General features: G+C 74.2%; 11 protein-coding genes. 7 read left to right on the top strand and 4 right to left on the bottom strand.

The annotated features are described in order from the left end of the window. Positions 1-167: 167 nt before the first annotated feature. Both JN535_RS17585 and guaB read left to right on the top strand, forming a co-directional pair. Positions 168-1,298, top strand: coding sequence for a MerR family transcriptional regulator (locus JN535_RS17585; protein WP_205207134.1), 1,131 nt, complete (start codon positions 168-170; stop codon positions 1,296-1,298). 81 nt (positions 1,299-1,379) lie between these two features. Beyond that, positions 1,380-2,909: an IMP dehydrogenase gene (gene guaB, locus JN535_RS17580; RefSeq protein ID WP_307868910.1), complete on the top strand. Its 1,530-nt coding sequence runs from the start codon at positions 1,380-1,382 to the stop codon at positions 2,907-2,909. A 116-nt stretch (positions 2,910-3,025) separates the two neighbouring features. Here the strand turns inward: guaB and JN535_RS17575 are convergent, their stop codons facing one another. Beyond that, entirely contained in the window at positions 3,026-4,639 is a 1,614-nt protein-coding gene (locus tag JN535_RS17575; protein ID WP_205207132.1) for a flavin monoamine oxidase family protein, read from the bottom strand. A gap of 356 nt (positions 4,640-4,995) precedes the next feature. Here JN535_RS17575 and JN535_RS17570 point away from each other — a divergent pair, with 356 nt between their 5' ends. Continuing rightward, entirely contained in the window at positions 4,996-5,634 is a 639-nt protein-coding gene (locus tag JN535_RS17570; protein WP_205207131.1) for a Rid family hydrolase, read from the top strand. Positions 5,635-5,688: 54 nt separating this feature from the next. On the opposite strand, the gene JN535_RS17565 is transcribed toward JN535_RS17570, so the two are convergent. Both JN535_RS17565 and JN535_RS17560 read right to left on the bottom strand, forming a co-directional pair. Further along, complete coding sequence (locus JN535_RS17565) at positions 5,689-7,224, bottom strand: helix-turn-helix domain-containing protein (protein ID WP_205207129.1); 1,536 nt, start codon at positions 7,222-7,224, stop codon at positions 5,689-5,691. Positions 7,225-7,381: 157 nt separating this feature from the next. Next, positions 7,382-8,083 carry an exonuclease domain-containing protein gene (locus JN535_RS17560; RefSeq protein WP_205207127.1) on the bottom strand — a complete coding sequence of 234 codons (702 nt, stop codon included), beginning with the start codon at positions 8,081-8,083 and terminating at the stop codon, positions 7,382-7,384. Positions 8,084-8,230: 147 nt separating this feature from the next. On the opposite strand from JN535_RS17560, the gene JN535_RS17555 reads away from it, so the two are divergent. Genes JN535_RS17555 through JN535_RS17540 form a run of 4 tightly spaced genes read left to right on the top strand, consistent with a single transcriptional unit; the run spans position 8,231 to position 12,677 of the window. Beyond that, the gene (locus tag JN535_RS17555) at positions 8,231-9,355 is read left to right on the top strand and encodes a GuaB3 family IMP dehydrogenase-related protein (RefSeq protein WP_205207125.1); all 1,125 of its coding nucleotides are present in this window, start codon (positions 8,231-8,233) and stop codon (positions 9,353-9,355) included. 8 nt (positions 9,356-9,363) lie between these two features. Next, positions 9,364-9,960, top strand: a complete 597-nt coding sequence (locus JN535_RS17550) for a GNAT family acetyltransferase (protein ID WP_307868908.1) — start codon at positions 9,364-9,366, stop codon at positions 9,958-9,960. Further along, complete coding sequence (locus JN535_RS17545) at positions 9,957-11,024, top strand: GNAT family N-acetyltransferase (protein WP_205207123.1); 1,068 nt, start codon at positions 9,957-9,959, stop codon at positions 11,022-11,024. Before JN535_RS17550 ends, JN535_RS17545 begins: the two co-directional genes overlap by 4 nt. A 9-nt stretch (positions 11,025-11,033) precedes the next feature. After that, positions 11,034-12,677, top strand: coding sequence for a succinic semialdehyde dehydrogenase (locus JN535_RS17540; RefSeq protein ID WP_205207121.1), 1,644 nt, complete (start codon positions 11,034-11,036; stop codon positions 12,675-12,677). A 57-nt stretch (positions 12,678-12,734) separates the two neighbouring features. Here JN535_RS17540 and JN535_RS20965 read toward each other — a convergent pair whose 3' ends face one another. Further along, positions 12,735-13,271 carry a SanA/YdcF family protein gene (locus JN535_RS20965; RefSeq protein ID WP_307868907.1) on the bottom strand — a complete coding sequence of 179 codons (537 nt, stop codon included), beginning with the start codon at positions 13,269-13,271 and terminating at the stop codon, positions 12,735-12,737. Positions 13,272-13,425: the final 154 nt, after the last annotated feature.

Here is a 13,425-nt window from a genome sequence, read left to right as displayed (position 1 = left end):
CGAGCGGGCGAAGCGAGCCATGATGTGCGCCCACCCTGACGCGATGTTGGCGCGATGACGCGTTTGCGCGTGTGGTGAACAAACCCTGCACAATGCTGACGCGAAGGGTGCACGACTGTGACCTGGACGAGGTGGCGAGACCGGTGGGCGGTCGGCAGAATCGATCCATGACCTCAGTCCGGTCCGCCCCCGACCACGAGGGAGCCCGACCGAGCATGTCCTCGAACCCCGGCCTCGCCGTCGCCGCCGTCGCGCGCCGGCTCGGCGTCGCGCCCGCGACCCTGCGGACGTGGGACCGTCGCTACGGCCTCGGGCCCTCGCAGCACCGTGCGGGCTCCCATCGCCGCTACACCGACGACGACGTCGCGCGCCTGGTCGTCATGCGGCGCCTCACGCTCGACGGCGTCGCGCCGGCCGACGCGGCCCGGGCGGCTCTGGCGGCGGACGACGACGAGCTCGCCGCCCACCGCGGCGCCGTCTCGTTCGACGAGCACGGCGCGGAGGGCGCGGACCTCGACGACGACCTGGACGCGGACGACGCGGCGACCGAACCGGCGCCACCGTCGCGTCCGTTCCTGCGGGCCGTCCCCGGGGGGGAGCCCGCGCGGGCGAACCTCCCGCGCGCCGTCGGCGTGCGGGAGGCGCCGCGCCCGACCCGCGTCTCCGACGTCGTCGACGCCGCGATCGCCTACGACCAGCGCACGTGCGACCGGCTCCTGCGCATCCCGGCGGGCGGCGATCCCGGGACGTGGTGGTCCGACCTCGTCGAGCCGGCGCTCGAGCGCCTGGCCGAGCGCACGGTGCTCGCGGGCCCTGGGGAGGTCCCCGAGGTCGTGCTCGCCAACGCGACGCTGGGCGCGCTGCGCGAGTACACGCAGGCGAGCGAGGAGGCGATCGTCGCGGCCGGGGGGCCGCCCCGCAACCACCCCAGCCGGATGCGCCGGATCGTCCTCGTGTTCGCGGCGCCGGACGAGCCGCTGCCGCTGGCCGCGCACGCGCTCGCGGCGTCGCTCGCGTCGCACGGCGCGATGGCCCGCATCGTCACGGGCCCGGCGAACGTCCACCGCACGCTCGAGATCGTCACCATGGTGCGACCCTCCGCCGTCGCCATGGTGACGACCCAGGCGCGCCCCGACCTGGGGATCGTCCACGCCGCGCACGAGGCGAACCCGAACCTGCCGTTCTTCGTCGGCCTGCCGAGCGACGAGGCCGCCGGCGACCTCCCGCTCGCCGCCACCGTGCACCGCGTGCGCAGCTTTCCCGGGCTCCTGCACGAGCTGCTCGCGGTCGTCCGCTGAGGCCTCGGGCGGGCGGCGGGCGAGGCCACGACGCGGGTCCCGGCGGGAATACCGCAGAGCCCCGCGGCGTAGAATCCTGGTGTGACCGCCTCGCCCGTCCCCGCCGCCGCTCCCGACCGCGACCCCTTCGGCTTCCTGGGTCTCACCTACGACGACGTCCTGCTGCAGCCCGGCTACTCGGACCTGGCGCCGTCGGACATCGACACCACGACGCGCCTGACGCGCGAGATCTCGATCCGCGTGCCGCTCGTCTCGGCGGCCATGGACACGGTGACGGAGTCCCGCATGGCGATCGCGATGGCGCGCCAGGGCGGCATCGGTGTGCTGCACCGCAACCTGTCCATCGAGGACCAGGCGCTCCAGGTCGACCTGGTCAAGCGCACGCAGACGGGGATCATCGACAACCCGGTGACCATCGGCCCGGACGCGACGCTCGAGGAGCTCGACAAGACGGCGGGCGAGTACCGCATCTCCGGGTTCCCCGTGGTCGACGCCGAGCGCCGCCTCATCGGGATGGTCACCAACCGCGACCTGCGGTTCACGCCCGTCGCGGAGTGGGCCACGACCAAGGTCGACGAGGTCATGACGCCCCAGCCGCTCATCACGGGCCCGGCCGGCATCTCGCGCGAGGAGGCGACCGCGCTCCTGCGCAGGCACAAGCTCGAGCGACTGCCCCTCGTCGACGCCGACGGACGGCTCACCGGCCTCATCACCGTCAAGGACTTCGTGAAGTCCGAGCAGTTCCCGCAGGCGTCCAAGGACGGCCAGGGCCGCCTGCTCGTCGGCGCGGCGATCGGCTACTTCGGCGACGCGTGGCAGCGCGCCACGACCCTGATCGACGCGGGCGTGGACGTGCTCGTCGCGGATACCGCGCACGGCAACGTCCGCATGCTCATCGAGATGGTCGCGCGGCTGAAGTCCGACCCGGCGACGCGTGACGTCCAGGTCATCGGCGGCAACGTCGCGACGCGCGAGGGCGCCCAGGCGTTCGTCGACGCGGGCGCCGACGCGGTCAAGGTGGGCGTCGGCCCGGGCTCCATCTGCACGACGCGCATCGTCACCGGCGTGGGCGTCCCGCAGGTCACGGCGGTCTACGAGGCGTCGCTCGCGGCGCGCCCGGCGGGCGTGCCCGTCATCGCCGACGGCGGCATGCGCCACTCGGGCGAGATCGGCAAGGCGATCGTCGCGGGAGCGGAGTCGGTGATGCTCGGCTCGATGCTCGCGGGCACCGAGGAGTCTCCCGGGGAGACGATCCTCGTCAACGGCAAGCAGTACAAGGCGTACCGGGGCATGGGCTCCATGGGCGCCATGTCCTCGCGCGGGAAGAAGTCCTACTCGAAGGACCGCTACTTCCAGGCCGAGGTCACGAGCGACGACATGATCGTCCCCGAGGGCGTCGAGGGCCAGGTCCCGTACAAGGGCTCGCTCGGCACGGTCGCGCACCAGCTCGTCGGCGGGCTGCACCAGACGATGTTCTACGTCGGCGCGCGGACCGTCCCGGAGCTCCAGGAGAAGGGGCGCTTCATCCGCATCACGTCGGCGTCGCTCAAGGAGAGCCACCCGCACGACGTCCAGGTGACCGCCGAGGCCCCGAACTACTCCGGATTCTGACGGCCCGCCGCCACCAGCGCCGCGGCCCGGCGTCCGGCACCCTCGCGGGGCCGGACGCCGGGCCGTCGTCGCGCCACGGGGAGGCCGTCACGCCGGCGTGGGCACGGCGTCGGGGCTCACGACGCCATGACGCGGGCGTGCAGGGCCTGCACGGCATAGCGGGCCGCCCAGAACGCGCCGTGCTGCCATGCCGAGATCTCCGACATCCAGTCGCCCGCGAAGTACACGTTCCCGGCCCCCTGCTGGAGCTGCTTGAAGCGCGACGACTGCGTGTTCGGGTAGGCCCACGCGCCCTCGATGTAGGGCACCTTGTGCCAGGCGATGGAGAACGAGCTCTCGAGCTCGGTCCGGTACTTCTCGCCGTGGATCTTGACGCCCTGCTCGACGGCGCGCATCTCGCGCTGCCGGGGCGTCATGTCCGCGTAGGAGCGCGCGTTGGCGCCGGTGTTGTAGTACCCGATGACGAGGCCACGACGCTCGCCGTACCCGTAGGAGGGGTACCAGACGTGGGCGAGGTCCATGTCGGTCTCCGTGATGCCGCCGTAGATCCGGTGGTCGTCCTCCCAGAACCGCGAGCGGTACTCGAGCCCGATCTTGCCCGCCGGGGACCCGACGGCGAACTCGCCGAGCGCGGCGTCGATGTCCGCGCCCCAGTTCGTGTCCCACCGCCGCATGAGCCCCGCGGGCGCGGAGACGACCGCGAAGTCCGCGTCGATCTGGCGTGCCTTGCCGTTCGGGGCGGTGTAGGTGACCGTGACGCCGTTCGTGGTGTTCCGCACCCCGGTGACCGGTGAGCTGAGCAGCACGTTCTGCTTGCCGATGGCCCGCACGAAGTACTCGTAGGTCGTGTCCATGCCGCCCTTCGGCTGGAACATGAGCATCGACTGCTCCCAGTTGATCTCGAACGGGAAGTACTGCCCGACCTTCGAGGCGAGCACCTCCGACACCGAGCCCGGGCCCGGCAGGGGCGTGCCGTGCTCGTTCCAGGCGGACGGGTAGACCGCGTACCCGCGGTTGCTGCCGCCCCGGTAGCTCCCGTCGGCCTGGAGCGAGCCCCACGACCGGAGGAACGCGCGCAGGTTCTCCTTGTCCGCGGCGGTGAGCTTCTGGTCGAGCGCGCCCTGGTCGGTCGCGTAGCCGAGCAGCTCCGACGTGTAGCCGAAGACGTCCGCCTTGGCCGTGCGGTACCGGACCGGGTTGCCGGGCGTGGCTCCCGAGCGCTCGTTGTAGAGGTAGGCGTCCGCGTTCGCGTTGGTGAACACCTCGTAGGGCACGCCCAGCTCGCGCAGGTAGTCCATGGTGACCATCCACTGCGCGATGCGGCCCGCGCCCGCGTTCATGTACACGCCGTCGGCGAACCGCGCCTTCTGGGTGACGCCGTCGACGTCCGTCTCGGAGTCGCCTCCGCGTATCGTCAGCGTCCGCCCGCCGGGCCGGTGCCGCGCCTCGAGCACCGTCACCCGGTACCCGGCCTTCTGCAGCTCGTACGCCGAGGCGAGGCCGGCGGGCCCGGCACCCACGACGACGACCTTCTTGGCGGACCGGCCCGTCAGGGTGAAGTCGCTGCCGCGCGGCGGTGTCCACGACTCGTTCCGCGGCTGGGCGGCGGCCGTCGGCGCGAGCCCGACCGCACCCATCGTCGCGAACATGACGCCGGCGCTGGAGCCGACCCCGACGGCCTGGAGGAAGCTGCGGCGCGAGACGCCGGACGTCTTCTCGTCAGTGACCATGTGGCAGAGCCTCTCGTCCACGGCCTGACGGGCGGCGTGCCCGGCCCACGATGCCGGGTGCCGCCGTCAGCACCGCCGCCGACGCTAGGGAGGCGTCGTCGCGAACGCGCGTCCGGCACGTTTCGCGTCCGTCAACGCGCGGGGGTTCGCGTAAACGTCTCGTGTCGTCGCCGTCGTGCCGGGTCGCGGGACCGCGCCGCACGGACGGAGCGTGCCCCGCCCGTGCGGCGACGGGCGGACACGCGACCGTCACGGCCCGGAAACGGCCGGCGTCTAGCGTCGCGGCTCCGGCGGCCGTCGTGGCCCGTCGGAGCGGGCGTCAGGGTGGCGCCCGACGTCCCCGCCTGGAGGCCTGCATGAAGAACCGCACCAAGGTCGTCGTCGCCGTCGCCGTCACGGCCGCCGTGGCCGTCCCCGGTACCGCCGTCGCCGCAGGGAAGCTCTTCGAGCCGAAGCCCACCGAGTCCTTCTCGTTCGTCACCGGCGACACCCCGTCGATCGCCGACGGCGTCGCGTTCGGCAAGAACGTCGCCTGGTACAAGTCCTCGGGCCTCGGGCCCTCCGCGATGAACACGGCGCCGGGGGCCGGTGCCGAGGAGCGCTACATCCCCACCGACGTGTTCCCCGGAGGGGTGCTGCCGGCGGGCGTGACGATCACCGAGGCGCAGGGGATCAACGTCCTCATGCGGATCGGCGAGAACCTCGAGCGGGCCGGGCTGTCCTACGACGACGTCGTGTCCATGCGCGTCTTCCTCCAGAACCCCGCAGGTCAGGAGAAGATGGACTTCGCCGGCTGGAACCGCGCCTACCGGCAGTTCTTCGCCAACACGAACCTCGCGACCGGCAAGCCGATCGACGTCCAGCTCGGCTCCGCCACGACCGCCCCGATGGTCGTCAACGCCGCGCGGCCGTCGCGGTTCGCGCTCGAGATCGAGAACCTCCCGGTGAACGGCTGGCTCGTCGAGGTGGAGGTCGACGCGGTCTACCCGAAGTGACGCACGACGGGCCGGCACCCCGGGCGGGTGCCGGCCCGTCGTGGGGTCGTCGACTCAGTCGCGGAAGGTCTCGATGTTCGCGCCGAGCTCGCGCAGGCGCTCCGTCAGACCCTCGTAGCCGCGCGCGATGATGTCGACGCCGCGCAGGACGGACGTGCCCTTCGCGGCGAGCATCGCGAGCAGGATGACGACGGCGGGACGCAGGGCCGGCGGGCAGCTCACCTCGGCGCCGGACCAGCGCGTCGGGCCGGTGACCTGGAGCCGGTGGGCGTCCAGGAGCCGCACGTCGGCGCCGAGGCGCGTGAGGTCGGTGAGGTGGATGGCGCGGCCCTCGTAGACCCAGTCGTGGATGAGCGTGGTGCCCTGCGCGTTCGCGGCGATGACGGCGAAGAACGGCAGGTTGTCGATGTTGAGGCCGGGGAACGGCATCGGGTGGATCTTGTCGATCGGTGCGCGGAGCTCGCTCGGGTGCACGGTGACGTCGACGAGGCGCGTCCGGCCGTTGCGGGCCAGGTACTCGGGGCTCAGCGTGTAGCGCAGACCCATCTCGGACAGGGTGGCGAGCTCGATCTCCATGAACTCGATCGGGACGCGGGCCACCGTGATCTCGGAGCCGGTGACGATGCCCGCCGTGAGCAGGCTCATCGCCTCGACCGGGTCCTCCGAGACGGCGTACTCCACGTCCACGTCGATGTCGGTACGGCCGTGGACGCGCAGGGTCGTCGTGCCGATGCCCTCCACCCGGACGCCGAGCAGCTCCAGGTAGAAGCACAGGTCCTGGACCATGTAGTTGGGGCTCGCGTTGCGGATCGTCGTCACGCCGTCGCGCCGGGCCGCGGCCATGAGCGCGTTCTCGGTGACGGTGTCGCCGCGCTCGGTGAGCACGACCGACAGGTCGGTGCCCGACGCCGGGGCCACCGTTGCGTGGTAGTTGCCGCCCGTCGCGGTGACCGCGAGGCCGAACGGCCGCAGGGCGATCATGTGGGGCTCCACGGTGCGCGTGCCGAGGTCGCAGCCGCCCGCGTACGGGAGCTCGAACGTGTCGCGGAGCCCGAGCAGCGGGCCGAGGAACATGATGATCGAGCGCGTGCGGCGCGCGGCGTCGACGTCGATGGCGGCGAGGCCGAGCTGGTCCGGCACGACGATCTCGAGGTCGCGCCCGCCGGTCGTCCAGGTCGCCCGGACGCCGATCGAGCGGAGCACGTCGACGATGCGGTCGACCTCGACGATGCGGGCGACGCCGCGCAGCGTGGTGCGCCCCCGGTTGAGCAGCGACGCGCACAGGAGCGCGACCGCACCGTTCTTGGACGAGTTGACCTCGATGCGCCCGGACAGCGTGTGGCCACCCTGGACGCGCAGGTGCGCGTGCTTGGGTCCCCCGAGGCTGATGATCTCGGAGTCGAGCGCGAGGCTGATGCGGTTGAGCATCTCGAGACTGAGGTTCTGGGCGCCCTGCTCGATGCGGTGCACGGCGCTCTGGCTCGTGCCCAGCCGCTCGGCGAGCTGGGTCTGCGTGAGGCCCCGGTTCTGGCGGGCGCCGCGGATGAGCGCGCCGACCTGCGTGAGAGGGGCGTCGTCGATCACTGTCATGCGAGCGACGATAACTCATGGATGAGATATTCACGCGACGACGCGACGCCGCCGTCGCGGGATCACGGGTTCCTTACACGATCTCCATCCGTGTCGTGAGTTAGTTGACGGCCGGACGCCCCGGGCTCGTTGCCGGGTTCGTCGGTGGGTCCCTCCGCTAGGAGGGCCAGCGGCCGTCCGCGCCGGCCCCGACGTAGGGCGGCTCGCGCTCGGGGTCCAGCGCGTCGACCCAGCGTCGGTGCGCCGCGACCTGGAGGTCGTGAAGGGCGTCGGGGCCCAGGGCGCCGACGTCCGGGAAGGCGCGCGCGAGGGCGTCGAGGAGGTCGAGCGTGGCGAGCACGTCCGCGTCCGCGGTGTGCAGCGGGCCGACGTCGAGCACCTCGTAGCGCGCGCACAGGTCGACGAGCCGGCGCTTGCCCTCCCGGTCCGGGTCCCACGCCCGGTCGAGGACGAGCGGGTCGAGCACGGGCCGCACCGGCCGACCGAGCCGGGCGGCGAGCGTCGGCAGGCCGTGGCGGACGAGCTCCGCGTCGAGGAGCGACAGGTCGAACGCGGCGTTGTACGCGACGAGCGGCACCCCGTCGCGCTGCGCGTCGACGACGAGCGTCGCGATCTCCTCCAGCGCCTCGGCGGGTGCGGTCCCGTGGGCGGCCGCGTGCGCCGTCGTGACGCCGTGGATCGCGGTCGCCTCGTCAGGGACCTCGACGCCCGGGTCGAGGAGCCACGTGCGCACGTGCGTCGACCCGGGCTCGCGCAGCACGAGCGCGGCGGTGACGATCCGGTCGACGTCGACGTCGACGCCCGTGGTCTCGGTGTCGAGACCGAGGAGCGGTCCCGCCGTCCAGGGCGTCGTCGTCATCGTGCACCTCGCGGTCTCGCTCGGGTCCCGGCGCACGTCGCGCGCGGTGCCGCCGGACGTCCCGGCGACGAGCGTCACCCTGCCAGCGCCCACCCACACGGCGGTACCGTGCAGGGGACCGGTACGGCCCGCCGGTAGGCTGGCCCGGTGAGCAACGAGATCGAGATCGGACGTGGCAAGCGCGGTCGGCGCGCGTTCTCCTTCGACGACGTCGCGGTCGTGCCCTCCCGGCGCACGCGCGACCCGGAGGAGGTGTCGGTCGGCTGGCAGATCGACGCGTACCACTTCGAGCTGCCGATCCTCGCGGCGCCGATGGACTCGGTGATGAGCCCGGCGACCGCCGTCGCGCTCGGCCACCACGGCGGCCTCGGCGTGCTCGACCTCGAAGGCCTGTGGACGCGTTACGACGACCCCACCGCCCTCCTGGAGGAGATCGCGACGCTCGAGCCGGTCGAGGCCACGCGGCGCATGCAGGAGATCTACGCCGAGCCGATCAAGCCCGACCTCATCACGCAGCGCCTCAAGGAGATCCGCGCCGCGGGCGTCACGGTCGCGGGCGCCCTGTCGCCGCAGCGCACCCAGGAGCACTACCAGACGGTCGTCGACGCGGGTGTCGACCTCTTCGTCATCCGCGGGACGACCGTCTCGGCCGAGCACGTCTCGGGCGTCGCGGAGCCGCTCAACCTCAAGCGGTTCATCTACGAGCTCGACGTCCCGGTCGTGGTCGGCGGAGCGTCCACGTACACCGCGGCGCTGCACCTCATGCGCACCGGTGCCGCGGGGGTCCTCGTCGGCTTCGGCGGCGGCGCGGCGCACACCACGCGCGTCTCGCTCGGCATCCACGCGCCTATGGCGACGGCGGTCGCGGACGTCGCGGCCGCGCGCCGTGACTACCTCGACGAGTCGGGCGGCCGCTACGTGCACGTCATCGCCGACGGCGGCGTCGGCCGCTCGGGCGACCTCGTCAAGGCCGTCGCGTGCGGCGCGGACGCCGTGATGCTCGGCGCGGCGCTCGCGCGCGCCGAGGAGGCGCCGGGCCAGGGCTGGCACTGGGGCTCGGAGGCGCACCACGCGCAGCTCCCGCGCGGCGAGCGCGTGCGCGTGGGCACGGCCGGCACGCTGGAGGAGATCCTCTTCGGGCCGGGGCGCCAGGCGGACGGCACGCTCAACCTCGTCGGCGCGCTGCGTCGCGCGATGGCGACGACGGGGTACTCCGACCTCAAGGAGTTCCAGCGCGTCGAGGTCGTCGTCTCGCCGTACCAGCCCCGCTGAGCCGCGCCGTGACGGGACGGGTCGCGGACGGGCCCCGGCTGACCGGCGCAGGAGACGGCGAACCCGGCGCGGTGCCGGACGGGGTGTCCGACGACGGCCGTGCGGCGACGGACGCGGACGTCGTCTTCGCGGAGGTCGCGGACGACGACGTCGAGGCCGTCGTCGCGCTGTGGCGCACGTGCGGGCTCACCCGGCCGTGGAACGACCCGTACCGCGACATCGCGGACGCGCGTCTGGGGGAGACCTCGACGGTGCTCGTCGGCCGCGCGGCGCGCGACGTCCCCGCGGCGGTGTCGGGAGCCCGCGGCGCGGTCCGCGCGGGCGAGGTCGTCGCGTCGGCGATGGCCGGCGTCGACGGGCACCGCGGCTGGCTCTACTACGTGGCCGTCGACCCGCGTCTCCAGGGCCACGGCACGGGGCGCGCCGCGGTCGTCGCGGCGGAGGCGTGGCTCGCCGCGCAGGGCGCGCGGGCGGTGCGCCTGATGGTGCGCTCGACCAACGAGGCCGTCCGCGGCTTCTACGATCGCCTCGGCTACACCGACCAGGAGTGCGTCGTCCTCGGCCGAGCGCTCGGCGCGCCGGACGCGCGCGACGCCGGGCGATGACGCCCCGCCGGGCCTGGGCACCGGACGCCGACGACCTCGCGGCGCTCGAGGCCGAGCACCGGGCGCGGGTCGGCGCGCTCGACCCGCTCGTCGCCGTCCCGGACCTGGGTGCCGGGCCGGGCGACGAGCACCTGCTGGCCGTCCGGCTCCCCGACGGGTCGAGGGCCGTGGGTCTCGCCACGGTCGGCGACGTCGGCCCCGGCTCCTCGGCCGCACTGTTCCGCCCGCTGCGCGAGCACCGGCTGCGCGCCCGAGCGGCGGGCCCGGACGTCCCGGGCGCGGTGGCGGCGCTCCTCTCGACCTGGTCGGAGCACGTCCGGCACGACCCGGGCACCCCGCCCGACGGTGACGGCGTGCGCCAGGTGGGACCCGCTCCGCGGGAGCACGGGATGGTGCTGCTCTGGCCGAGCCGCGACGTCGGGGCGGTCGCGTCCCTGGCCGCGCACGCCATGCGCCCGACCGTGCACCTCGCCGCGCGCCGTGGGACGGCCACCGGCGCGGCAGGGCACGGCCCGGCGGGCGTGGTCGTGCGCGACGCGACGCCCGACGACCTCCCGACGCTCGTCGAGCACCAGCTCGCCGAGCTCGCGTACGACGAGCTCGTGGGCGCGGCCCGGGTGCGGCCCGGAGCCCGGGAGCACCTCGAGACCCAGGTCGCCGGCGCGGTGGCGAACCCGGCGACGACGTTCCTCGTCGCGACGGCGGCCCGTGCCGACGCCCGCGGGGGCGGGTCCGCGGACCGGGGCGAGGAGGTGCTGGGCGTCGTCGCGGTCGAGCCGCCGGAGCGGTCGGGGGCGGTCGCCGGGACGGTCACGACGGGGCCGGTCGCCTACCTCGTGCTACTGCACGTGACGGGCGCCGCGCGCGGCGCCGGGGTCGGCCGCGCGCTCGTCGACGCCGCCCTCGCGCGGGTGCGGGAGCAGGTCGGGCCCGAGGCGGTCGTCCTGCTGCACCACGGGGTCCTCAACCCGCTCTCGGCGCCCTTCTGGGCCCGTCAGGGCTTCCGCCCCGTGCTCACGACCTGGGAGCTCCCCGTCTCGGGCCCTGTCGGTCCGACGACGTAGCCTGTCCCCATGACGAGCTCATCCGGCACCCCCGGCACCGGACCCGGCGAGCGCGCCGCGCTGGACGGCCTGATCGACCCCGAGAACCCTGCGGCGACGTACGTGCTCGAGCCGGACGTCGTCGCCCCCCTCGCGCAGCGCGTCGTCACCAGCAACGAGGCGGGGATGCGCCGCTCCGTCCTGCCCTTCACGGGCGCTCCGCTCGCGGCGCTCCCCGTGTCGTCCGTGGACGACGTGGCGCGAGCGGTCGAGCGGGCACGCACCGCGCAGCCGGCCTGGGCGGCGCTCCCGGTGCGGGAGCGCGCGGCCGTGCTGCGCCGGTTCGGCGAGCTCGTGCTCGCGCGGCAGTCCGACGGCCTCGACCTCATCCAGATGGAGTCCGGCAAGTCGCGGCGCAGCGCGTTCGAGGAGGTCGCCGACGTCGCGATCCTCACGCGCCACTACGCCCGGCGAGGGCCCCGCTACCTCGCCGCCCGCCGTGCGCCCGGCATGCTGCCCGTGCTGACCGGCACGCGCGTGCACCGTCGCCCCGTGGGAGTCGTCGGCGTCATCGCCCCGTGGAACTACCCGCTGACGCTCGCGTTCGCGGAGGCCGTTCCGGCGCTCGTGGCGGGCAACGCCGTCGTGCTCAAGCCGGACCCGCAGACGACGCTCACCGCGCTGTGGGGCGCCGAGCTGCTCGAGGAGGCGGGGCTGCCCGCCGACCTGTTCCTCGTCGTCGCGGGTGGCGGGGACGTCGGCGCCGCGGTGACCGACCACGTGGACCACATCGCGTTCACCGGCTCGACGGCGACGGGGCGCAAGGTGGCGGCGCGCGCGGGGGAGCGGCTCATCGGCGCGACGCTCGAGCTCGGCGGCAAGAACCCTCTCTACGTCGCGGCGGACGCCGACGTGCGTGCCGCGGCGCGCGGCGCGGTCCGCGCGTGCTTCTCCAACTCCGGTCAGCTCTGCGTCTCGATCGAGCGGCTCGTGCTGCACGAGGACGTCGCGGACGCCTTCCTCGACGAGTTCGTGCCGCTCGTCCGCGAGATGCGCCTCGGCGCGGGACTGGACTACTCCGCCGACATGGGGTCGCTCACGTCGCGGGCGCAGCTCGACCGCGTCGTCGCGCACGTCGAGGACGCCATCGCGAGGGGCGCGCGCGTCCTCGCGGGCGGCGTGCACCGGGCCGACATCGGCCCGTGGTTCTACGCGCCCACGGTGCTGGACGACGTGCCCGACGACGCGGCGTGCGCTCGCGAGGAGACGTTCGGCCCGGTCGTGTCCGTGCGCCGCGTCGCGAGCGACGACGAGGCCGTGCGCGTCATGAACGACACGGAGTTCGGGCTCAACGCGAGCGTGTGGACGCGGGACGTCGCGCGGGGCCGCCGGATCGCGGCGCGCGTGGAGGCGGGCACGGTCAACGTCAACGACGGGTACTCCGCCGCCTGGGGCTCCGTCGGCGCGCCGATGGGCGGGTTCAAGGCCTCCGGGCTGGGGCGGCGGCACGGGCGCGAGGGGATCGAGGCGCTCACCGAGGCGCAGACGGTCGCCGTGCAGCGCGGTGCCAACCAGGGACTCACGCTCGACGCGCTCTACGAGGTCGGCGGCGAGCTCCCCAGCAAGGTGCTCACGTCCGCGCTCGACGTCATGCGTCGGCTGCGGCTGCCCTGACGTCGGCCCGGCCGACCCGACCGACCGGTCGGAGCGGGTCGCCCGGGGCCGCCCGTCTCAGCGGCGCACGGCGTCGAGGACGGCTTTCGTCGCCGCGGGGACCTCGCGGACGCGGTAGAGCACGGCCTTCCAGGGCTCCACGCTCGCCGCGCTGACCCCGATCCCGACGGCGTCGAGGCCCGCGACGCGGCACGAGAAGAGCGTGCGCGGCAGGTGGTAGCCCTGCGTGACGACCACCGCCGTGCCGACGCCGAACTCCGACACCGCGCGCGTGCACGTCGCGTGCGTGTCGAAGCCCTCGCGGTCCAGCAGGATCGCGTCGTCCGGCACGCCCCGGTCGAGCAGCCACGCGCGCATCGAGCCGGGCTCGTCGTAGGCGTCGTGCGCGTCGCCGCTCACGAGGACGACCGGCGCGACGCCCCTGTCGTAGAGCTCCGCCGCCGCGTCGAGCCGACGCCGCAGGTACGTCGACGGCGACCCGTCGGGTCGCAGCCCCGCCCCCGGGACGACGATCGCGTCGCTCGTCGGCACGTCGGCCGGGTCGGCGACGTGCGCCCGCCCCGTGCCCTGCACGACGACGAAGGGTGCGAGCACGAGCACCGCCAGACCGGCGGCGACCCAGACCGTCGCGCGCCGACGCCGCGACCACCGCGGGCGCCGCCGCGGCGATCGACCGGAGGACGGCGCCGACGGGGACTCGTCTGACAGGAGAAAGGCGGAGGCGGGCGGCACCGGATCGTCGGTCACA

Origin of the sequence: Cellulosimicrobium cellulans (genome assembly GCF_016921195.1) — a bacterium.
In the GTDB taxonomy this organism is placed as follows: domain Bacteria; phylum Actinomycetota; class Actinomycetes; order Actinomycetales; family Cellulomonadaceae; genus Cellulosimicrobium; species Cellulosimicrobium cellulans_F.
This window is presented reverse-complemented; position numbering and strand designations above follow the sequence as displayed.